Source organism: Micromonospora mangrovicola (assembly GCF_047200535.1).
GTDB lineage: Bacteria > Actinomycetota > Actinomycetes > Mycobacteriales > Micromonosporaceae > Micromonospora.
Map to the genome: position 1 here is coordinate 59,501 of NZ_JBJZOG010000011.1, position 21,476 is coordinate 80,976.

The following is a 21,476-nucleotide window of genomic DNA, read 5'->3' on the forward strand; positions in this document are numbered from 1 at the left end:
CACGGCGATCAGGTCCGAACTCCGCCGCGGGCTTCCCTACGATAAGGGGCCGTCGGGGGTCCACCGGGACCCCGCCCGTCCCCCGGCACCGCACCGGTCCGGCGGATGCCCAGGATGTCCAGAAGGGACGCTCACCGATGACGCAGGTCCAGGCGCCACCCGGTCATACGGCCACCGCCCCCGCCGCCCCGGACGACCGTACGGTCACCCCGGCCGACCGGCGCCGGCGCGGCCGGCTCGGTCCGGTGGTCGTGGGTCAGCTGGTGGTGTTGGAGTGCGCCGCGCTCGCCGTGTGGTTCGCCACCGGTGGACCCGCCTGGCTGCTGCCGGTCGTCGGCGCGCTGGCGCTGCTTGCGGTGGTGGCCGCCTTCGCCCGGCGCGGCGGCCGCTGGTGGTACGAGGACCTGATGCTCCGCCGCCGGCTGCTGCGCCGCCGGGACCGGGCGAAGCGGGCGGTGCCCGCCGGCGACCCGCGGCTGGTCGCCCTCGCCCCGGAGCTGACCGTCGTCGAGCTGACCGACCGCGGCACCCGGATCGGCGTCGGGCAGGACGAGCGGGGCTGGTTCGCGGCGGTCGCGCTGACCGGCCGGCCGGGCACGCCCGCCGGCTCCATCGAGGCGGCCGTGGTGGACCGGGCGCTCGCGGTGCTCGCCGACTTCGCCGGCCCGATCACCCAGACCCAGGTCGTGTCGCACACCCTGGTCTGGTACCCGGCGCCGGGCGCGCCGCCGGCGGCGCACCGGACGGTCTGGGTGGCGCTGCGCCTCTCCGTCGCCGACGCCCGCGCCGAGACGGTGAGCCGGGGCGGCGGCATGCGCGGCGTGCACCGTACCGTCGCCGCCGGCGTGGGCCGGCTCGGCAAGGCGCTGAACGCCGCCGGCCTCGGCCACCGGGTCCTCGGCCGGGACGAACTGCACGCGGCGGTGGTCTCCGGCGCCGGGCTCGACCTGGCGCCGCAGGCGCCGGTGGAGAGCTGGACCAGCCTGAGCGGCGGCGGCTGGACGCAGCGCTGCCTGGCCCTGCGGGTCCGCCCCAACGGTTCGTTGGGGGCGCTGGTGAACGCGGTGACCGCGACCTCCGCGCCGTCGCACACGGTCGCCGCGGTGGTGCTCCCCGGCGGTCGCCGGGTGCCCCCGCTGCTGCGGGTGGCGGCGATGGACGGGCACGCCGCCGCGTTGGTGAAGGTCGTCCGGGACGTGGCGAAGCGCTCCGGGGTGCCGGCCCGCCCGCTGGACGGGCAGCACGGCCCCGGCGTCTACGCCACCGCGCCGGTGGCCACCGTGATGGGCACGGTCACGGTCGAAGGTTGACGATCCAGCCGTAGAGACCGCAGACCCAGACGGCCAGCGGCACCAGGGCGACGATCAGCAGGATCTCGACGATGTCCAGGGTGCGTCCCCAGACCGGCGAGATCCGCTTCCCGGCCACGGTCAGCCCGTAGATCAGGCTGATCAGCGCGGCGAGCAGCAGGCCGCCCAGGATCAGCCCGAGCCGGACCGGGAGCGAGCCGGCGCCGAAGGTCGCCGCCGCGGCCAGCCCCAGACCGACGGTGCCGGTCAGCAGGACCGGGGTGCGCTGGGCACGGCCGATGAACGGGCGGGCCCGCAGCAGCGAGAGCAGGGCAAGGACCAGACAGAGCAGCACCGACGGCAGCCGGCCGTTGCCGGCGAGTACGAGCTGGCCGCCGAGGACCAGCACCGAGACCGTCCACAGCAGACCGGTCAGGAACGCGTCGGCGCGCTCGCTGTTGCGCAGCACCTGCGGGCCGTCCACCGACTCGGTGTCGCTCTTCAGGTCGTCCGGCCCGGTCGGGATCGACGGCACCGGCAGCCGGGCCAGCCGGTAGGAGATCATCGGCAGCGCCGGCAGGGCACCGAACGCGATCGTCGCGACCACCGCCGCGGCGGCCGCCGCGCCGATCCCGAAGGCCAGGCAGAGCAGCGCGCCGACACCGACGGCCACCCCCACCGCGACCGCGCCCAGGAAGAGCGGCAGCCGGTCGCCGACGGCGAGCGCGGCCACCGCGCCGAAGAGCACCACCGCGGTCGCGGCCATCAGCAGGTGCGGACTGGCCAGGTCGGCCACCTTCCGGTCCCCGGCGAGCACCAGCAGTCCGCCGATCGCCGCGTAGCCGAGACCGGCCACGGCCAGCACCGCACCGGTGCGGCTGTCGCCGGCCGCCCGCGACAGCACCGCGGCGGTCACCAGCAGGGCGAGGGCGACCACCAGCGCGGCCAGCGCGCCCGGCAGTTGCGGCGGGCCGGCGAAGAGCGCCGCCACTGCGCCGGCCGCGAGCGCCGCTCCGGCGAAGAGCACCGCGAACGAGCGGGTCGTGCCGACCTGCCAGGTGCCGGGGCGCTGATGGGTGGCGGTGGCGACGGCGTCTACCACGTCGTCGAAGACGATCTCGGGCGCGGCCGAGGCCCGGGGGTTGAAGTAGAGCACCTCGCCGTCGCGGACGCCGAGCTGCGCGGCGGTACGGCCGCCGTCCAGCGGCGGCCCGCCGAGCCGCGACAGGCTCCACCCGCCGTGCCGCACGCCCTCGTCGGCGAGATCCTCGCCGGCGTAGCGCAGCAGGGTGGGCAGCAGATCGGCCAGTGGAACATCCGACGGCAACGCCAGATCCATCCTGGTCCGGGGCGCCACGATGGTGATCCGGCTCAGCCCGCCGGTCGCCGTCTTCGTCGCCACAGTGGCCTCCTCGTGCTCGCCTACGATCCACCTCGGCCGGTGGCGTCGCCCCCCGTGGGTCCACGACGCCTCCGGGAGATTACCTACGATGGCGGTCGCACAGGTTGCCCACCCGACGTCTCGGGGGAGTTGGCAGACCACGATCAGGGCAGCTTCTGGGAAGGAGACAGCCGTGAGCACGGTGGTGTTCCGTCGGCTTCCGCGTCAACCGGGGCCCGCGCTGCCGCGCGGCGAGGTGTTGCTGGAGTCTCCGCCCGAGCTGCCCGAGCAGCAGCCCCGGGGCATGGGCCAGGTGTTGATGATCCTGCCGATGCTCTGCGGTGTCGGCGCGATGGCCTTCCTCTACGCCGGCCGTGGTGGCGGCATGATGACGTACGTCGCCGGTGGCCTGTTCGGCGTGTCGATGCTCGGCATGGCGATCGGCACCCTGGGCAACGGCGGCAACGACAAGGCCGAGCTGAACGCCCAGCGGCGCGACTACATGCGCTACCTGGCCCAGATGCGCAAGCGCACCCGGCGGGCCGCCGAGCAGCAGCGCGCGGCGATGACCTGGCGCCACCCGGAGCCGGACGCGCTCTGGTCGATCGCCGCCTCCCGCCGGCTCTGGGAACGGCGGATCACCGAGGACGACTTCGGCGAGACCCGGATCGCACTCGGCCCGCAGCGGCTGGCCGTGGAGATCGTGCCGCCGGAGACCAAGCCGGTGGACGACCTGGAGCCGATGAGCGCGATCGCGCTGCGCCGGTTCGTCCGGGCGCACTCCAGCGTGCCGGATCTGCCCACCGCGCTGTCGCTGCGCGCGTTCAGTCGGATCGCGCTGCGCGGCGAGCGGGAGGCCGTGCTCGACCTGGCCCGGGCCGCGGTGGGTCAGCTGGTCACCTTCCACGCCCCGGACGACCTGATCGTCGCGGTGGTGGCCGCCCACGACCGGCAGCCGGTGTGGGACTGGGTGAAGTGGCTGCCGCACGCCCAGCACCCGGGGCGTACGGACGCCGCGGGCGCCCGCCGGATGGTCTTCGCCAGCCTCGCCGAGGCCGAGACGGCGCTCGCCAACGAGCTGGGCGGCCGCCCGCGGTTCGCCCCGGAGGCGAAGCCGCTCACCACCGCCCCGCACCTGGTGGTGGTGCTCGACGGCGGGGAGGTCTCGCCGACCTGCGCGCTGATGGGGCCGGGCCTGCTCGGCGCCACGGTCATCGACCTCTCCGGCACGGTGCCCCGGGACGCGGGCCGCTGGCTGCTCTGCCTGGACGCCGGCGACGGCACCGGGCTGGACCTGGTCCGTGGCACGACCGCGTCCCGGCTCGGCAGGCCGGACCGGCTCAGCCTGGCGGGCGCCGAGGGCCTGGCCCGGCAGATCGCCCCGTACCGGCTCTCCCAGCAGCAGGGCGCCAGCACCGAGGAGCCGCTGGCCCGCAGCATGGAGCTGCCGGACCTGCTCGGCGTCGGGGACGCCGCCACCGTGGACACCCGGCAGACCTGGCGGCCGCGCAGCCAGCGCGACCGGCTGCGCATCCCGCTCGGCCTGGGGCCGGACGGCAACGTGGTCGAGCTGGACTTCAAGGAGTCCGCGCACGAGGGCATGGGCCCGCACGGCCTGGTCATCGGCGCGACCGGCTCCGGGAAGAGCGAGCTGCTGCGGACGGTGGTGGCGGCGCTGGCCGTGACCCACTCGTCCGAGGAGCTCAACTTCGTCCTGGTCGACTTCAAGGGCGGCGCCACCTTCGCCTCGCTGGACGCGCTGCCGCACACCAGCGCCGTGATCACCAACCTCTCCGACGAGCTGCCGCTGGTCGACCGGATGCGCGACGCCCTGGCCGGCGAGATGAACCGTCGCCAGGAGGTGCTGCGGGCGGCCGGCAACTACGTCTCCCGGTACGACTACGAGAAGGCCCGGGCGGCCGGCGAGCCGCTCGAGCCGATGCCCAGCCTGCTCATCATCTGTGACGAGTTCAGCGAGCTGCTCGCGGCCAAGCCGGACTTCATCGACCTCTTCGTCATGATCGGCCGGCTCGGCCGGTCGCTCGGCGTGCACCTGCTGCTGGCCTCCCAGCGGCTCGAGGAGGGCAAGCTGCGCGGCCTGGACACCCACCTGTCGTACCGGATCGGTCTGCGGACGTTCTCGGCGGTGGAGAGCCGGATCGTGCTGGGCGTGCCCGACGCGTACGAGCTGCCGAGCGCGCCCGGCCATGGATATCTCAAGACCGACACCAGCACGATGCTCCGGTTCCGGGCGGCGTACGTCTCCGGGCCGTACCGGGCGCCGGGGCAGGTGCAGCGGTCCACCCGGGCGCAGGTGCAGCGCCGGATCGTCCCCTACGGCATCGACTACGTGCCGGTGCCGGCCGCGCCGGCCCCGGTGGAGACCGCGCCCGAGCCGGAGCAGACCGGCGACGGCAAGGCCGTGGCGATGCTGGACGTGCTGATCGACCGGCTCAAGGGGCAGGGGCACCCGGCACACCAGGTCTGGCTGCCGCCGCTGGCCGACCCGCCGGGTCTGGGCGAGCTGCTGCCGCCGTTGAAGGTGCATCCGACGTACGGCCTGACCACCGCCGACTGGCCCGGCCGCGGCCGGCTCACCGTGCCGGTCGGCATCGTCGACCGCCCGTACGAGCAGCGGCGCGACCCGATGATGGTCGACCTGTCCGGCGCGGGCGGCAACGTGGTCATCGTCGGCGCCTCGCTCAGCGGCAAGAGCACCATGCTGCGCTCGATGCTCGCCTCGCTGGCGCTCACCCACACCCCGCGCGAGGTGCAGTTCTTCTGTCTCGACTTCGGCGGCGGCGCGCTGCGCAGCCTGGACGGGCTGCCGCACATGTCCGGGGTGGCCGGGCGCCGGGACGCCGAGGCGGTCCGGCGGACCATCGCCGAGGTGGTCGCGATCATCGACGAGCGGGAGCTGCGCTTCACCCAGCACGGCATCGACTCGGTGGCCAGCTACCGGCGGCGCCGGGCGGCCGGTGAGTTCGCCGACGACCCGTTCGGTGACATCTTCCTCGTGGTGGACGGGTGGAACACGCTGCGCCAGGAGTACGAGGAGCTGGAGCAGACCATCACCAACCTGGCCAACCGGGGGCTCGGTTTCGGCGTACACGTGGTGGTCACCGCCGTGCGGTGGGCGGAGATCCGGATCAACATGCGCGACCTGCTCGGCACGAAGCTGGAGCTGCGGCTCGGTGACCCGGCCGAGTCGGAGATCGACCGGCGGGCGGCGCAGAACGTGCCGGTCGGCTCGCCCGGCCGTGGTCTCACCCGCGACAAGCTGCACTTCCTCACCGCGGTCTCGCGGATCGACGGCAAGCGCGAGATCGAGGACCTGGCCGAGGCATCCGTGGCCCTGGCCGGTCATGTGGCGGCCAACTGGCCGGGCCGCCCGGCGCCGAAGGTCCGGTTGCTGCCGCGCAAGCTGCCGGTCGCCGAGCTGGCAAAGGTGATCGACCGGTCGGCCCCGGGCATCCCGATCGGCGTCAACGAGTCGGCGCTCGCCCCGGTCCACCTGGACCTGGCGAGCGAGCCGCACCTGACGGTGTTCGGCGACGCGGAGTGCGGCAAGACCAACCTGCTGCGGCTGATCGCCCGGGGCATCGCCGAGCGGTACACCCCGGCCCAGGCCCGGCTGGTCATCGCCGACTACCGGCGGGGTCTGCTCGGCGCGGTGGAGGGTGACCACCTGCTCGACTACGCGCCGTCCAACCAGGTGTTCAGTCAGGGCCTCGGGTCGATCCGCAGCGCCCTGCAGAACCGGCTGCCGGGACCGGACGTGACCACCGCCCAGCTGCGTGACCGGAGCTGGTGGAAGGGGCCGGACCTCTACATCCTGGTCGACGACTACGACCTGGTCGCCTCCGGCGGCAACAACCCGCTCAGCGCGCTGCACGAGCTGCTGCCGCAGGCCCGGGACATCGGCCTGCACCTGATCATCACGCGGCGGGTCGGCGGTGTGGCGCGGGCCCTCTACGAGCCGGTGCTGCAACGCCTGCGTGAGCTGGACTCGCCGGGCCTGCTGATGTCCGGCAGCCGGGAGGAGGGCGCGGTCTTCGGCAACCTGCGGCCGAGTCCCCAGCCGCCGGGCCGGGGCACCCTGGTCCGTCGCCGGGACGGGCAGCAGCTGATCCAGACGGCGTGGACGGAGCCCGCCTGAGAGACCGGCAGCGGCCGCGAACCGGGCCGCGGGTGCCGGTCGGGGGCTGGTTCCTGCCGGCTGCTGTCCCGAGGGGTGGACGCTGCACGGGGGCGTCCGTCCATCTCGTACTGTCGTCGGCTTGATCCGTTGCTGCTCTTGACGTGCGGCATCAGCACGGTCCGAATGCAGGGCTGCGCGGGCTGGATGTCGTCCGCTACGGTTCGATTGAAGTGTCCGTCGGTGGGGTGTGCACGCCTTGCCGCGGGGGAGGGGCGCGGCGGATCCGCCGCCACGAAGATGACGGAAGGGTGTGAAGCATGGCGTTCGAGGTCAGTGCAGCGACTCTGCACACCGCCGCGAGTGACGTGCGGTCCACGCGCAGCGATGTCGACGGCGAGCTCAAGAAGCTGTGGAACGTCGTGGACGATCTGGCGATCGCCTGGAAGGGTCAGGCGTCGACCGGTTTCCAGTCGCTCATGAACCGCTGGAACGAGGACACGGTCAAGCTGCTGACGGCGATGGACAACATCGCCGACCTGCTCGACAAGTCGGGTACGACGCACCAGGTCAACGACGAGGAGCAGCAGCAGATGCTGGACAAGTTCCACGCTGCTCTCAACCCGTGATCCGCGACGACAGGCAAAGGAGGAACAGATGAGCATCAAGGTTGACTACGCCGTCCTCGAGAGCAGCAACCAGCAGATGCAGGCCATCTCGCGGACCATCGACGAGAAGCTGGACACGCTGCGGTCGATGCTGACCAAGCTGGAGTGGGAGGGCCAGGACCGCGTCGCCTACGAGCAGCACCAGGCCCAGTGGGACGCCGCCGTCCGGGACATCAACAAGGTCCTGAACGACATCGGCCACGCGGTCGGTATCGCACGCGAGAACTACATGACCACCGAGATGAGCAACTCCAAGGTCTGGGGGAGCTGATCCGGTTTCCTGCGGCTCCGCCCCGGCTCTGCCGGGACGGAGCTGTAGTGCTTTCCGGGGGCGGTCGGCGGCGTCGCCGAGGCCCCACGGCAGGCTGACGCGCCCGGCGGAGCGCCCTGTGGCCTTTTTCACAGGGGGGCCGGGCGCGGACGACGACCGGCGGCGTTGTCGGTCCGCCCGGCTGCCACCGCGGTATCCGGCCGGGCCTCTGCCTTGCCGGTCGCCCGCTGTGCCTCGGCTCGCTCGGGCGAGCCGCAGGACACAGACCCTAGGCGTCCAACGGTGTGGAGCGGCGTCCCGGGCGCCAGCCGCGCCGGCGGCCGTGGCTGAGGATGGGCCGCAGGGTCAGCAGTGCGCCGGCCAGCACCGCGCCGACGGCGGCCACCCAGATCGCCACGGTCCGCTGCCGGGCCAGCGGGTCGGCCGGTGGCTCGGGCTTCGGCATCGCACCGAGCGGCGGGTTGGCCCGCGTGCCCAGCAGGCTGGTCACTGCCCGGTACGGGTCGACCACGCCGTACCCGATCTCGGCGTTGTGCCCGTCGACGGGGTTGTCGGCGGTCCGGGTCAGCCGGTACGCGACCTGTTCGGGGGTGAGGTCCGGATGCGCGGACCGGATCAGGGCGGCCACCCCGGAGACGTACGCGGCGGCGAAGCTGGTGCCGCCCTGCGGTTCGTAGAGGTAACCCGATCCGCCGGGGGCCGGGCCGACGATGTTCAGGCCGGGCGCGGCGATGTCCACGTAGTCGCCGGTGACCGAGCTGCCGACGTGCTCGCCCTTCTCGTCGATCCCGGCGACGGCGATCACCCCGTCGTACGCGGCCGGGTAGGCCGGCTGGTCCTGCTGGTTCTCCTGCCGGTTGCCGGCAGCGGCCACCAGGACCACGTCCTTGCCGAGGGCGTAGTCCACGGCGTCCTTGAGCGCCTTGTCCTCAAGGGTCACGAGGGACAGGTTGATGACGTCGGCGCCGTGGTCGACGGCCCACCTGATCGCCCGGCCGATCTCGGCGGGGATCGACTCGTCGAAGGTCCGCTGGTTGTCGGCCAGCACGCGCACCGGCAGGATCTTCGCCTCGGGTGCGATCCCGCTGTACGGCACGCCGGTGCCCTCCCGGCCGGCGATGATGCCCGCGACCAGGGTGCCGTGGCCGACGAGGTCGCACTGCCCCTGGCGGTGGACGAGGTGGTTGAAGTCGTTGCCCGACAGCACCTTGCCGCGCAGCAGGGGGTGGCTGGGCGAGACGCCGGAGTCGATCACCGCCACGGTGACCCCGCGGCCCCGGGTGACCCGCCAGGCCGAGTCCGGGGCGAGCCGGTCCAGTGCCCAGGTCGGCTGGGTCGGGGCGGGGTTGCCGGGCGGGCCGCACGGGGGCGGGGCCGCCACGGCCGGGGTGGGCGCCATCAGGACGGTGCCGAGCAGCGCCGCGACGGCTCCACTGAGGAGGGACCGGAACCGGTGTCCGGTGCCGGTGTTCGCCGTCGTACCGTCCGACCGCAAGCTGTCGCGCACGCGGCTGAGACTACCGTCGCGGCGCCCGCCGCGCGGTGACGGGCGCGGCGGGCCGGGTCAGCGTTCGGCGGGCGCGGTGGCCGGCCCGGTGGTGAAGAGCGCCAGCAGGGCGCCGACCTGCTGGTCGGCCTCGGCGGGGTGGCGGAAGTGGCCGCTCGGGTTGATCGTGTACTCGTTGCGCCGGCCCACCCGGGTGCGCCGGAGGTACCCGCCCGCCTCCAGGTCGGCGACGATCGCCTGGGCGGCTCGTTCGGTCACCCCCACCTCCCCGGCCACGTCCCGCAGCCGCGCCGTCGGGTTGCGCGCGATGGCCAGCAGCACGTGCCCGTGGTTGGTGAGGAAGGTCCAGTTCCGGGGGCTCCCGTTCCCGCCCGCTGTCGTCGCCATGATGGTCATGGTATGGCCCGCTGGGGCGTCGGCCGGTCCTGGCCCGGTCCGGGGTCGCGCCGGTGGGCCGCGGGGGTGAGCGCCGGGCAAGGTCCGGGTGTGGCTCAACGCACGAAATGCGTATCAGGTAAATCTTGACGTGCCTTGTGCTGCGTGTGACGGTGGTCGGCGGGGCCGCCTCCGCCGCCGACCGGGCTGACCAGGTCGTTTCGCGCGAGGACGAGGTGACTGCCGTGACCGGTCGCGCCGAGCCCAGCGAGGGCCGTCAGGGCATGACGAGGAGGGCACTGCATTGACGCCGCCGAACATTCCGGAACAGGCGCTCGCGGAGCTGTACGCCGGTAACCGCCGGTTCGTCAGCGGCGCCCCACGCCATCCCAATCAGGATGCCGGTCACCGGGCCGCCGTCGCCGACGGCCAGCACCCGTTCGCGGTGATCGTCGGCTGCTCCGACTCCCGGCTCGCCGCCGAGATCATCTTTGACCGGGGCCTCGGCGACCTCTTCGTGGTACGCACCGCCGGCCACACCGTCGGCCCCGAGGTGCTCGGCAGCGTCGAGTACGCGGTCACCGTGCTCGGCACCCCGCTGGTCGTGGTGCTCGGGCACGACTCCTGCGGCGCGGTGCAGGCCGCCCGCGAGTCGGTGAGCACCGGCACGTCCCCGGCCGGGCACCTCGGCGCGGTGGTGGATGCCGTCGCCCCCAGCCTGCTGCGGGCCGCGCGGGAGGGCGTCGAGGACGTCGACGGGATCGTCGACATCCACATCGCGCAGACCGTGGAGGCCATGCTGGCCCGCTCCGCCGTGCTCGCCGAGCGGGTGTCCGCCGGGCGGTGCGGGGTGGTGGGCATGTCGTACCGGCTCAGCGCGGGCGAGGTGCGGACGGTGGCCGAGGCGCCGGCCCGCAAGCCGAGCGGCGCGCTGCCCGGTCCGGCCGCCGGGGCCGCGGACCAGGCGCCCGCCGCCCTCGCCGGCTGACCGAACCCCGAACGCGACCAGGGCCGCCCCGCGTTCGCGGGACGGCCCTGGTCGGGGGTGCCGGAGCTACAGCAGCGACATGTGCACGTGGTCGGTGTGGTTGGACGGTCCGCTGTACGACTTCCAGCCGGTCGCCGGGAACCAGATCTGCCGGTTCCAGATCACGTAGTAGATGCCCAGCCGGTCGGCGTTGCGGATGAGGAATGCGGCGACGTTGTTGCCGTACATCCGCATGTCGTTGTTGTGCCAGGGGGAGAAGCCGCTCTTCTGCAGCGACCAGTCGCAGGCCCGGCCCTTGGGGTGCTCCCACGGCCCGCCGGAGCGGTAGCAGCCCACGAACCGGTTGAAGCCGGCCTTCTTCACCTCCTTGTACGCGTGCAGGGTGCGCGGGGTGACGCAGCCCGAGGTGGTGGGGTCGTCCTCGCTGCACGACTCGGGCTTCCAGTCGCCGTCGGCGGTGCGGCCGGGGCCGATCGCGGCCACCTTCGAGGTGGCCGAGACCAGGCCGCCGGTGAAGCCGAGGCCGCCGACCAGCTTCAGCGCCTTCTCCGTCTCGGCCTTCTCCCGGGCCATCACGTTGGCCTGCTTCTGCTGCTCGCGAACCTCGGCGTCGAGGGCCAGCTTGGCCTGCTCGGCGCGGGTCTTCGCGGCGTTGATGTCGGCGAGCTTCTGCGCGTGCACCATGTTCAGCTCGTCCAGCGCGACAGCCCGGTGGACGAACGAGTCCGGCGAGTTGCTCTCCAGCAGCATGGTCATCGCGCCGAGCCGGCCGGTCCGGTAGGACTGCGCCGCGATCGCGGTGATCTGCGGGCTCAGCGCGTCGAGCTGCTCCTCCGCCGCCTTCACCTCCTGGGCGAGCTGGAGCTGGCGCTTCTTGGACTTCTCCAGCTTGGTCTTGGCCTGGAGGTAGTTCCGGTTCGCCTGGGCGATGGCGTCGGTGATGAGCAGGTCACCGTCCTCCTCGTGCTCGGAGGGGGTGGGGGTGCTCGGGGCGGCCGGCGCCGGGGCGGGCCCGACGACGATGGCGCACGCGGCGAACACGGCTACCACGGGTGTCAACCAGCGGCGCAGGGGTGCCGTCACAATTTTCCCTTCCGTCGACCGCCGACCGGGTTAGCTGTCGGGTTCGGGACGGAAGTGGCCCCTACCGCTCGCGCGGACTCACCCCAGGTACCTGGTTCCCCGGCTCGCCTGCCGGCGATTGGGCGGTGGTACCGCTGGCGCCGCTGCGCGCCTTTGGCGGTGACCGGCAGCGAGGTTACCCGAGAGCCCGGGCGGGATCTACGTCCGGAAGCCGACCAGAAGCCCCAATTCGTCGTGGCCCTGCGTGACCGGCGTCGCGTTTGAGATCGATGGTCACGCTGCGGAGTGTCACCATGCGACCTCCGTGGTCCCGTCCGGCCCGGGCCGCCCGCCGAGGGCCGCCAGGGCGGCACCACCGTGGCGACGCGGCAGCGGGCCGGCGCACGGCCCGGCCGGTCACATCGCCGGGCACTCGGCGCCGGCCGCTCAGGCGAGGCCGGCGCGACGGCGGCGGTACTCCTCCTCGTCGATCTCGCCGCGGGCGTACCGCTCGTCGAGGATGCGCCGGGCCGACAAGGTGTGGTCCCCGGTGCGGTCCCGCTCGGTGAGCCGGAACACCAGCCACACCAGCCCTACCAGCACCACCAGCCCCAGCAGGGACCAGATCCACATCCAGCCCATCATCGGGCCGTCCCACATCATCTGGCCGCCCTCCTCTCCGTACCCGAGGGTCGGCCGGTCCGGCGCGAGGAGGGCGCCGGCCCCGGTCGCCACCCCGAACGTACGACGGCTGCGGCCCGCCCGGGCCGGGTCGGGCGGGCCGGGTCGGGCGGGCCGGAAGTCCCGGGTCAGCCCCGCTTCATCAGCCGGCCGATGGCGGCCATCATCTCGGTCGCCATCTCGTCGGCGCGCCCCTCGGCGGCGCCCTCGTGCATGCAGTGCCGGGCGTGCCCGTCGAGCAGCCCGAGGCCGACCTTGTCCAGGGCTGCCTGGATCGCGGAGATCTGGGTCAACACGTCGATGCAGTAGCGGTCGTCCTCGACCATCTTCTCGATGCCGCGGACCTGGCCCTCGATACGGCGGAGCCGCGCGAGCAGTTGGTCCTTGCTGGCGGTGTAGCCCCGGGTCGGGGTCGACGGTGCGGTCATGAGATCGAGGATAGCGTACCCCTCGGGGGTATGGTACGGTCCGGTGAGTGGCAATACCCCCACGGGGTATTGGCATCGGACCGAAATGGCAGCCGGCTCTCTTCCAGCTACCCCTGGGGGGTATAGGATGGGGCGGCGGGAAGGGGAGTAGCGATGGTTACCACCACGTACCAGGTGCAGGGCATGACCTGCGGGCACTGCGTCAACTCGGTCAGCACCGAGGTGAGCGCCCTCCCGGGCGTCACCGATGTGCAGGTGGACCTGGCCTCCGGCCAGATCACCGTCACCAGCGAGAGCCCGTTGGACACGGGCGCCGTGCGCGCCGCCGTGGACGAGGCCGGATACGACCTCGTCGGGGCGTGACGGGTCCGCCGACCCGAGGAAACCGAGGTGCCACGATGAACACGGCGACGAAGCTGAGCGGCTTTGCACTCGGCCTCGCGGCGGTGTTCGGCGCGGCGTACGGGGCCGGCCACCTGGTCGGCCCCGTCGCCCCCGCCGCCGAGAGCCGCCACGACACCGCCGGACCCGGCCACGACTCCGCCGAAGCCGGCCACGCCGGCGGAGACGCCGCCGGCCACCTGCCCGGCGGGCTGCTCGTCTCCGACCGCGGCTACACCCTGCAACCGACGGCCGCCCCGGGCGGCGAGTTCGCCTTCCGGATCACCGGACCGGACGGCCGGGCGGTCACCCGCTTCGACGTGGCGCACGACAAGCGGATGCATCTGATCGTCGCCCGGCGCGACCTCTCCGGTTTCCGGCACGTCCATCCGGAGTTGGCCGCCGACGGCGTCTGGCAGGTCGCCTCGCCGCTCACCGGGCCCGGGGTCTGGCGGGTTTTCGCCGACTTCACCCCGGCCGGCGGCGATCCGCTGACCCTCGGGGTGGACGTCACCGTCCCCGGCGCGCTGGAATCCCGGCCGCTGCCGGCACCCGCCACCAGCACCACCGTCGACGGCTACACCGTCACCCTGGCCGGGTCCCCACAGCCCGGCCGCACCAGCCGGCTCACCCTGACCGTCAGCCGGGACGGGCGACCGGTCACCGACCTCCAGCCCTATCTCGGGGCGTACGGGCACCTGGTGGCGCTGCGCCAGGGCGACCTTGCGTACCTGCACGTGCACCCGGAGGGCACGCCCGATGACGGGCGGACCCCGGCCGGCCCGGCGGTCACCTTCGCCGCCGAGGTGCCCTCAACCGGGACGTACCGCCTCTACCTGGACTTCCGGCACGGCGACGCGGTGCACACCGCGGAGTTCACCGTGGTGGCGGGCGACGTCCCGCCGCCCGCCGCGCCGACCACCACCGCACCCGGCCCGGACGCCGACCACGGCACCCCGGGCCACGGACACAGCTGACAGGAGGTGCCGCGATGACCTCGACCGCCAAGGCGTTGCCGGTCGCGCCGAACCGGATCGAACTCGCGATCGGCGGCATGACCTGCGCGTCCTGCGCCGCCCGGATCGAGAAGAAGCTCAACCGGATGGACGGCGTCGAGGCGACGGTCAACTACGCCACCGAGAAGGCAACCGTCCGGTACGCCGACGACGTCACCCCGGACGACCTGATCGCCACGGTGGAGAAGACCGGCTACACGGCCGCCGTACCGCCGCCGCCCGCGCAGGCCGCCACCGAGGCGACCGCCGAGCCGGTGGACGAGCTGCGCGCGCTGCGTACCCGGCTGTGGGTGTCGGTGGTGCTGACCGTCCCGGTGATCCTGCTGGCCATGGTGCCGGCCTGGCAGTTCGACTACTGGCAGTGGCTGTCACTGACGCTCGCCGCCCCGGTCGTGGCCTACGGTGGCCTGCCGTTCCACCGGGCGGCCTGGATCAACCTGCGGCACGGTGCCGCCACCATGGACACCCTGGTGTCGCTCGGCACGCTCGCCGCCTTCGGCTGGTCGCTCTGGGCGCTCTTCCTCGGCGACGCCGGGATGCCCGGGATGACCCACCCGTTCCGCTTCGACATCACCCGCACCGACGGCGCCGGCAACATCTACCTCGAGGCGGCGGCAGGGGTGACCGTCTTCATCCTCGCCGGCCGCTACTTCGAGGCCCGATCCAAGCGGACCGCCGGCGCCGCCCTGCGGGCCCTGCTGGAACTGGGCGCCAAGGACGTCGCGGTGCTGCGCGACGACCGGGAGACCCGGATCCCGGTGGACCAGCTCGTCGTCGGGGACCGGTTCGTGGTCCGGCCCGGCGAGAAGGTCGCCACCGACGGCGTGGTCGAGGACGGCACCTCGGCGGTTGATGCCAGCATGCTCACCGGCGAGTCCGTGCCGGTCGAGGTCGGGCCGGGGGACACCGTGGTCGGCGCGACCGTCAACGCCGGGGGCCGGTTGGTCGTCCGGGCCACCCGGATCGGCGGGGACACCCAGCTCGCCCAGATGGCGAAGCTGGTGGAGCAGGCGCAGACCGGCAAGGCCGCCGTGCAGCGGCTCGCCGACCGGATCTCCGGGGTCTTCGTGCCCATCGTGATCGCCCTGGCCGCCGGCACACTGGGCTGGTGGCTCGGCACCGGGGCCGGGACGACCGCCGCGTTCACCGCCGCGGTGGCCGTGCTGATCATCGCCTGCCCCTGCGCCCTCGGCCTGGCCACGCCGACCGCGCTCCTGGTCGGCACCGGCCGGGGGGCCCAGCTCGGCATCCTGATCAAGGGCCCGGAGGTGCTGGAGTCGACCCGGCAGGTGGACACGGTGGTGCTGGACAAGACCGGCACCGTCACCACCGGGAAGATGACCCTGGTCGACGTGCTCCCCGCCGCCGGCCAGGACGCCGACGAACTGCTCCGGCTGGCCGGCGCGCTGGAGGCCGCGTCCGAGCACCCGATCGCCCGGGCGATCGCCGACGGCGCCGCCGAGCGCGGCCCGCTGCCGGCCGTCAGCGGCTTCGCCAACGCCGAAGGGCTCGGCGTGACCGGATCGGTCGACGGCCGGGACCTGGTCGTCGGGCGGCTCCGGCTGCTGCGGGAGCGCGGTCTCGACGTACCCGAGGAGGTCGCGCGAACGGCGACCGACGCGGAGGCCGCCGGTCGGACGGCGGTGCTGGCCGGCTGGGACGGCCAGGCCCGGGGCATCCTCGCGGTGGCCGACGTGGTCAAGCCGACCAGCCGGGCGGCCGTCGCCCGGCTGCTCGAACTGGGCCTGACCCCGGTGCTGCTCACCGGCGACAACGCCACCGTCGCGCAGGCGGTGGCCGCCGAGGTCGGCATCGACCAGGTGGTCGCCGAGGTGCTGCCCGCCGACAAGGTCGACGTGGTAAGCCGGCTGCAGGGCGACGGCCGGACGGTGGCCATGGTCGGTGACGGGATCAACGACGCCGCCGCGCTGGCCCAGGCCGACCTCGGGCTGGCCATGGGCACCGGCACCGACGTCGCGATCGAGGCGTCCGACCTGACCCTGGTCCGGGGTGACCTGATGGCGGCGGTGGACGCCATCCGGCTCTCCCGCCGCACCCTGCGCATCATCAAGGGCAACCTGTTCTGGGCCTTCGCCTACAACGTCGCCGCCCTGCCGTTGGCCGCCGCCGGCCTGCTCAACCCGATGATCGCCGGGGCCGCGATGGCCTTCTCCTCGGTCTTCGTGGTGGCGAACAGCCTCCGGCTCCGGAGCTTCCGCCCGGTCGGCTGAGCCGCGCCCGGGTGCACTCTGGGTGATTCATGTGGGTTGAGCCGCCGGCCGGCGGGGTACCTCCACATCGTCAGGACAGCTGCTCTGTGGAGGTTCCGATGGGTTTCGACGAGAAGATCGGCAACGCGACCGAGAACACCGCCGGCAAGGTCAAGGAGGGCGTCGGCCGGGCGACCGACAACGAGCGCCTCGAGGCCGAGGGCCGCAACGACCAGGCCGAGGCCAACCTGAAGCAGGCCGGCGAGAACGTCAAGGACGCCTTCAAGAGCTGAACAACATTTCGTACCCGACGCCGGGCCGGCACCTCGCCGGCCCGGCGTGCTGCGCGCGGACCGGGGGTCCGGCGGTGCACGCCGCGTGCCCGGCACACTTGATCCGACGCCGCCCGATCCGTCCGGGGCGCGGGCGGCGGCACCGCGAGGAAGCCCCGGCAGACCACCGGCCGCCACCGGCCGACGACCGTACGGGGAGACCGATGCCCGTCGCCACCGCGATCCGCGCCGCCGCCCTGGTGACCATGACAGCGCTCGCCGGGGCCTGCCAGTCACCAGGGGAGGACGCCGCGGCCCCGACCGCCGCTCCAAGCGTCTCCGCCGCCGAACCCGCGCCGACCACCGTCGCACCGTCCCCGCCGACCGCGGCGAACACGGCTGCGGTCTGCGCCGCGGTGGACAAGCTGATCATCGCCAAGAGCAAGGAGATCGCCGCCGACTCGGCGGCGGCCACCAGGAAGCAGCTCACCCCCGAGCAGATCAACGCGGAGGTCAGGACCGACCTCGCCGACCTGGCCGACGACGTACGCGGCCAGGCTGCCAAGGCCGAGGACCCGGAGATCAAGACACTGGTCACCGAGACCGCGCAGAAGATCGACGCCGGCGCGAAGTCGGCGAGCCCGGTGAAGTGGCTCAGCTCGACGTTCGTGCAGATCCCGCAGCGTCTGGCCCGGGAGTGCCGGGCCTGACCCGGTAGCGCCAGCTCCCGGTGGCGAAGAGCCACTCGTGCAACCGCAGGCCGCCCCGGCCCAGCGGATCCGTCCTGCTCTGCCCCGGCGCCGCGACGTACCCGTCGAGCGAGACCGAGATCTGACTGGTCACCTGTGCCATGTGAGATGGACTCCCGGGATCGGTGGCACTCATCGGTCGGTGGTCAGTCGTGCGGCCCGTACCTCCAGGTAGCGCCGCTCGGGAAGGCTGGTGGTGGCTCGGGCGGCGGCCAGGTACGCCGTCCGCGCCGCGCCCCGCTCGCCAGCCAGCTCCAGCAGGTGGGCGCGGACGGCGGCGAGCCGGTGGTGCCCGGCGATGCGCCGGTCGCCGTCCAGCGGGGCCAGCAGGGCGAGCCCGGCCCGGGGGCCGTCCACCATGGCCACGGCGGCGGCCCGGTTGAGGGTGACCATCGGGTTCGGCGCGATCCGGGCGAGCACCCGGTAGAGCGCGACGATCTGCGGCCAGTCCGTCTGCGCCGCCGACGGCGCCTCGGCGTGCACCGCCGCGATCGCCGCCTGCACCTGGTAGGGGCCCGGTGGCGACCAGGTCAGCGCCGCGGTCACCAGGGCCACGCCCTCCTCGATCTCCGCCCGGTCCCACCGGGCGCGATCCTGTTCGGAGAGCGGGATCAGCTCCCCGTCCGGGCCGGTCCGGGCGGCCCGGTGCGCGTCGGTGAGCAGCATCAGCGCCAGCAACCCGACCACCTCGCCGTCGTCCGGGAGCAGCCGGTGCAGCTCCCGGGCCAGTCGGATCGCCTCCCGGGTCAGCTCCGCGCGGCGCAGCTGCCCGCCACTGGAGGCGGTGTAGCCCTCGTTGAAGATCAGGTAGAGGACGTGCCGAACGGCGCGCAGCCGTTCGTCCCGGTCGGCGGGCGCGGGCATGACGAACCGGGCACCGGCCCCCTCGATCCGCTGCTTCGCCCGGCGGATCCGCTGGCTCATCGTCGCCTCCGGCACCAGGTACGCCCGGGCGATCTCCGCCGTGCTCAGGCCGCCCACCGCGCGCAGGGTCAGCGCGACCTGGGCGGAGACGCCGAGCGCCGGGTGGCAGCAGAGGAAGAGCAACTTCAGCGTGTCGTCCGCGGCCGGCCGCTCCTCGTCGGCGGGCGGGGCGACCGCCGCGTACGCCGGCTCGCGGACCGCCACCGCGACCTCGCGGTCCCGGCGGGCCCGCTCACTGCGCCACTCGTCGGTGAGGCGACGGGTCGCCACGGTGACCAGCCACGAGCGGGGATGGTCCGGGACACCCTGCTCCGGCCACTGGGTGGCGGCGGCGAGCAGCGCCTCCTGGACGGCGTCCTCGCAGGCGTAGAACTGGCCGTGCCGGCGGACCAGCACGCCGAGGACCTGCGGCGCGAGGGTGCGCAACAGGTCCTCGACGATCGGCGACGTCACATCTCCGTCCCGGCCTGGTCCATCACCGGCCGCACCTCCAGCACCCCGACGCCGTGCCGCACGTCCGGCCAGCTGGCGGCGATCTCCGCGGCCCGTTCCGGGGTCTCGCAGTCCACCGTCAGGTAACCCGCGAACTGCTCTTTGCTCTCGACGAACGGCCCGTCGGTGATCTGGGCGCCGCCGGCCGCGTGCCGGACCGTACGGGTCTGCGACGGGTGGGCCAACGCCTCGCCGCCGACCAGCTCCCCGGACTCGGTCAACTCCTTCATGATCTCGTCGACCTCGCCGAAGATCGAGTTCCGCTCCTCCTCGGACAGCTCCTCGACGAAGCCGGGCCGGTTCCAGATCAGCAGCATGTACTTCACGGTCCACTCCTCGGGTACGGGCCACCGGCGGTGGCGCCTCTCGCAGACGGGTCGGAGCCGGGACGTCCGATCCGACATCCTCCCCGAGAAAAATCAGCGGGCGTGGCGTACCGCGCGGCGCGCCGGCGCGCCGACGTCGAGCGAGGCCCGATCGGCGGCCGAGGTGCCCGAGGTCCAGCCCTCGGCGTCGCGTACCTGGAGGCGGTGCCGGGTCGTGCCGGGGAAGAGTTGGTCGACGCGTTCCCGGACGGCGTCCGAGCGGGCGGCGAGCACCGGGAGCAGCCGGTCGTCGTCGCGCTCCTCGGCCGCAGCACGTTCCTCCGCCGCGGTGGCCGCCCGCAGCCGCTCCCCGATCCGCAGCGCGAACGCGTTGAGGAACGACTCGTCGTAGCCCTTGGTCCGCCGGCCGCTGCCCTTGCGGCGCTTGCCCCGCCCGCGCAGCATCGCGGCGGTGGCCTGCACCAGCAGCGAGGTGTGCAGCAGCTCGACCGCGGCCAGGTCGGCGGGGAAGCCGAGCACGGTGGCGAAGCCCAGGTCGTCGGACCAGACCGACTCGCAGCGGTTCGCCCCCGCCACCTCCTGGATGAGCAGCGCCTTGGCCGCCGCGTACGGGGCGTCGGTGCCCAGCCGTACCCCGCTCGGCTGGTCGGGTCGCTCGGCGGTCGCGTCGAGCAGCGCCGCGTCGATGCTGTGCCGGGCCATCAGCTCCTGGGCCTTCCCGGTGAGCGCCTCGGCCTCCGCCGCGAAGGTGGTCGACTCGGCCTTGGCGAGCAGCGCGCGTACCCGGTCCAACATCCGTGAGCCGGCGGCCGGCGCGGCGGCGCGCGGGGTGGCCGTCGTGGCGCCGGGTGGTGGGCGGAGCGTGGCGATCGGGGGCAGCCCCTCGACCAGCCCGAGCGCGTCCACCGCGTCCCGGAGGGTGGTGATCCGGTCGCCCTCGGCCCGGCGGTCCAGCCAGCCCGCGTCCGCGTCCCATGCCGCGCCCAATTCGGCCAACTGGTCGTCGAACCACCGCGGGACCGGGCCGGGCTGCTCCCGACGCTGGGCGGCCAGCACGTCCCGGAGCAGCCGCGTGCCCCGGGGCGCCAGCCGCCGGGTCGCGATCCGGTCCAGGTCGACCGGCTGCCAGCCGCGCGGCCAGAGGCGCCCGACGCCGCGCGCCAGCCGGGCCAGCAGCGCCGTGTCCACCGCCGGGCCGTCGCCGACGACCAGCCGGTCCAGCGCCCGCTCGGCCGCCCGTACGTCGGTGCCGCGGGCCGCCGTGAGGGCGTCGGCGAGCAGCCGTTCGGCGTCCGACACCAGTGGCCCCCTCTCCGGCGGGTGGGCGGGTCGCGCACCCGAGCAGGAACGGTACCGGCGGGCCGGACCGGCTGCCCGTGAGCGCCCTCACCACCGCGGTCGACCGCCGCCCGGCGCCGGGCATGAACCCGTGCCTGCGGGCCGCGGCCCTCGGCCCGGCCCGACAAACGTGCCGTGCGGGGGAGAGTCACCGCTCCGCGGGGGATATGGCTCCCCGGCATGAACATGACCCAGCGGCATATCGCTATCGGGACCGCAGATCTCGTGCGTCGCCGGGCAGGCGGCGCGGTCGCGGCGCGGCGGCAGACGCGGCGAGCGGGAGCCGCTGCGGCAGGGGTGAATACTGGGCGGGTGGAGAGCACCCGGCCCCGCCTGCTGCTGGTCGAGGACGACCGCGCCCTCACCGGTCTGCTCGCCGACCTGCTCACCGAGGAGGGGTACGCGGTCGACGTGGTCGGTGACGGGCACACCGGGCTGCACCACGCCCTCACCCGCGACTACCAGGTCATGGTGGTCGACCGGGGACTGCCGGCGCTGGACGGGCTGGAACTGGTCACCCGGCTGCGGGCCCGGGGCGTGACCTGTCCGGTGCTGCTGCTCACCGCCCGCGGCTCGGTCGACGACCGGGTGGAGGGGCTGGACGCGGGCGCGGAGGACTACCTGGTCAAGCCGTTCGAGGTGGCCGAGCTGCTGGCCCGGCTCCGGGCGCTGCGCCGCCGGCACCCGGAGACGGCCGGCTGGCTGCCGCTCGGCCGGCGCCGGCTGGACGTGGGCAATCGGCGGGTGCTCGACGGCACCCAGGAGATCCCGCTCTCGGCCCGGGAGTTCGCCGTGCTGCACGCCCTGGCCGGCCGGCCGAGCAAGGTCTTCACCCGGGCCGAGCTGCTCAGCGCCGCCTTCGACCACGCCGACGCCCCGGGCACCGTCGACGCCTGCGTCCACCACCTGCGCCGCAAGCTGGGCCGCGACGCCGTGCGTACGGTGCACGGGCTGGGCTACCGGCTCGGCCCGGGCTGAGC

General features: G+C 73.9%; 20 protein-coding genes and 1 riboswitch. Of the genes, 11 read left to right on the plus strand and 9 right to left on the minus strand.

Features of this window, described 5'->3' with window-relative positions:
- Window positions 1–137: 137 nt before the first annotated feature.
- Window positions 138–1,310 carry a type VII secretion protein EccE gene (locus ACL02O_RS07305; RefSeq protein WP_412817200.1) on the plus strand — a complete coding sequence of 391 codons (1,173 nt, stop codon included), beginning with the start codon at window positions 138–140 and terminating at the stop codon, window positions 1,308–1,310.
- Here the strand turns inward: ACL02O_RS07305 and eccD are convergent.
- A complete protein-coding gene (gene eccD / locus ACL02O_RS07310; RefSeq protein ID WP_412817201.1) occupies window positions 1,294–2,691 on the minus strand; it encodes a type VII secretion integral membrane protein EccD in 1,398 nt (465 codons plus the stop codon). The genes ACL02O_RS07305 and eccD overlap by 17 nt on opposite strands.
- A gap of 172 nt (window positions 2,692–2,863) precedes the next feature.
- Here eccD and eccCa point away from each other — a divergent pair, with 172 nt between their 5' ends.
- The 3 genes from eccCa (at window position 2,864) to ACL02O_RS07325 (ending at window position 7,747) form a co-directional block, all read left to right on the plus strand.
- A complete protein-coding gene (eccCa, locus tag ACL02O_RS07315) occupies window positions 2,864–6,829 on the plus strand; it encodes a type VII secretion protein EccCa (protein ID WP_412817202.1) in 3,966 nt (1,321 codons plus the stop codon).
- Window positions 6,830–7,128: 299 nt separating this feature from the next.
- A complete protein-coding gene (locus ACL02O_RS07320; protein WP_412817203.1) occupies window positions 7,129–7,437 on the plus strand; it encodes a WXG100 family type VII secretion target in 309 nt (102 codons plus the stop codon).
- Window positions 7,438–7,465: 28 nt separating this feature from the next.
- Entirely contained in the window at window positions 7,466–7,747 is a 282-nt protein-coding gene (locus ACL02O_RS07325; RefSeq protein WP_412817204.1) for a WXG100 family type VII secretion target, read from the plus strand.
- A 268-nt stretch (window positions 7,748–8,015) separates the two neighbouring features.
- Here the strand turns inward: ACL02O_RS07325 and mycP are convergent, their stop codons facing one another.
- Window positions 8,016–9,254, minus strand: coding sequence for a type VII secretion-associated serine protease mycosin (gene mycP / locus ACL02O_RS07330; RefSeq protein ID WP_412817205.1), 1,239 nt, complete (start codon window positions 9,252–9,254; stop codon window positions 8,016–8,018).
- Between the two features lie 57 nt (window positions 9,255–9,311).
- Window positions 9,312–9,650 carry a helix-turn-helix transcriptional regulator gene (locus ACL02O_RS07335; protein WP_412817206.1) on the minus strand — a complete coding sequence of 113 codons (339 nt, stop codon included), beginning with the start codon at window positions 9,648–9,650 and terminating at the stop codon, window positions 9,312–9,314.
- Between the two features lie 283 nt (window positions 9,651–9,933).
- Between ACL02O_RS07335 and ACL02O_RS07340 the strand changes: the two genes are divergently transcribed.
- Window positions 9,934–10,617: a carbonic anhydrase gene (locus ACL02O_RS07340; RefSeq protein WP_412817207.1), complete on the plus strand. Its 684-nt coding sequence runs from the start codon at window positions 9,934–9,936 to the stop codon at window positions 10,615–10,617.
- 66 nt (window positions 10,618–10,683) lie between these two features.
- On the opposite strand, the gene ACL02O_RS07345 is transcribed toward ACL02O_RS07340, so the two are convergent.
- The 3 genes from ACL02O_RS07345 to ACL02O_RS07355 all read right to left on the minus strand — a co-directional run bounded on the left by ACL02O_RS07345 (window position 10,684) and on the right by ACL02O_RS07355 (window position 12,788).
- Window positions 10,684–11,700: a coiled-coil domain-containing protein gene (locus tag ACL02O_RS07345; protein ID WP_412817208.1), complete on the minus strand. Its 1,017-nt coding sequence runs from the start codon at window positions 11,698–11,700 to the stop codon at window positions 10,684–10,686.
- 4 nt (window positions 11,701–11,704) lie between these two features.
- Window positions 11,705–11,835, minus strand: a riboswitch (cyclic di-AMP (ydaO/yuaA leader).
- A gap of 291 nt (window positions 11,836–12,126) precedes the next feature.
- Window positions 12,127–12,414 (minus strand): SHOCT domain-containing protein, encoded by a 288-nt coding sequence (locus ACL02O_RS07350; RefSeq protein ID WP_412817209.1) that lies wholly within the window; start codon window positions 12,412–12,414, stop codon window positions 12,127–12,129.
- 74 nt (window positions 12,415–12,488) lie between these two features.
- Complete coding sequence (locus ACL02O_RS07355) at window positions 12,489–12,788, minus strand: metal-sensitive transcriptional regulator (protein ID WP_412817210.1); 300 nt, start codon at window positions 12,786–12,788, stop codon at window positions 12,489–12,491.
- A gap of 153 nt (window positions 12,789–12,941) precedes the next feature.
- Here ACL02O_RS07355 and ACL02O_RS07360 point away from each other — a divergent pair, with 153 nt between their 5' ends.
- From ACL02O_RS07360 to ACL02O_RS07380, 5 genes are all read left to right on the plus strand, one after another.
- Window positions 12,942–13,151, plus strand: coding sequence for a heavy-metal-associated domain-containing protein (locus ACL02O_RS07360; RefSeq protein WP_412817211.1), 210 nt, complete (start codon window positions 12,942–12,944; stop codon window positions 13,149–13,151).
- 35 nt (window positions 13,152–13,186) lie between these two features.
- A complete protein-coding gene (locus ACL02O_RS07365) occupies window positions 13,187–14,146 on the plus strand; it encodes a hypothetical protein (RefSeq protein ID WP_412817212.1) in 960 nt (319 codons plus the stop codon).
- A gap of 14 nt (window positions 14,147–14,160) precedes the next feature.
- Window positions 14,161–16,416 carry a heavy metal translocating P-type ATPase gene (locus ACL02O_RS07370; RefSeq protein ID WP_412817213.1) on the plus strand — a complete coding sequence of 752 codons (2,256 nt, stop codon included), beginning with the start codon at window positions 14,161–14,163 and terminating at the stop codon, window positions 16,414–16,416.
- 98 nt (window positions 16,417–16,514) lie between these two features.
- On the plus strand, window positions 16,515–16,688 hold the full coding sequence (locus ACL02O_RS07375) for a CsbD family protein (protein ID WP_412817214.1): 174 nt from the start codon (window positions 16,515–16,517) through the stop codon (window positions 16,686–16,688).
- A gap of 203 nt (window positions 16,689–16,891) precedes the next feature.
- A complete protein-coding gene (locus tag ACL02O_RS07380) occupies window positions 16,892–17,377 on the plus strand; it encodes a hypothetical protein (RefSeq protein ID WP_412817215.1) in 486 nt (161 codons plus the stop codon).
- A gap of 171 nt (window positions 17,378–17,548) precedes the next feature.
- Here ACL02O_RS07380 and ACL02O_RS07385 read toward each other — a convergent pair whose 3' ends face one another.
- From ACL02O_RS07385 to ACL02O_RS07395, 3 genes are all read right to left on the minus strand, one after another.
- The gene (locus tag ACL02O_RS07385) at window positions 17,549–18,793 is read right to left on the minus strand and encodes an RNA polymerase sigma factor (RefSeq protein WP_412817216.1); all 1,245 of its coding nucleotides are present in this window, start codon (window positions 18,791–18,793) and stop codon (window positions 17,549–17,551) included.
- Window positions 18,790–19,149, minus strand: a complete 360-nt coding sequence (locus ACL02O_RS07390; RefSeq protein ID WP_412817242.1) for a YciI family protein — start codon at window positions 19,147–19,149, stop codon at window positions 18,790–18,792. The genes ACL02O_RS07385 and ACL02O_RS07390 overlap by 4 nt, the downstream gene beginning before the upstream one ends.
- A gap of 102 nt (window positions 19,150–19,251) precedes the next feature.
- Window positions 19,252–20,457, minus strand: coding sequence for a DUF2786 domain-containing protein (locus ACL02O_RS07395; protein ID WP_412817217.1), 1,206 nt, complete (start codon window positions 20,455–20,457; stop codon window positions 19,252–19,254).
- 351 nt (window positions 20,458–20,808) lie between these two features.
- On the opposite strand from ACL02O_RS07395, the gene ACL02O_RS07400 reads away from it, so the two are divergent.
- Window positions 20,809–21,474: a response regulator transcription factor gene (locus ACL02O_RS07400; protein WP_412817218.1), complete on the plus strand. Its 666-nt coding sequence runs from the start codon at window positions 20,809–20,811 to the stop codon at window positions 21,472–21,474.
- The last annotated feature ends 2 nt before the right edge of the window (window positions 21,475–21,476 follow it).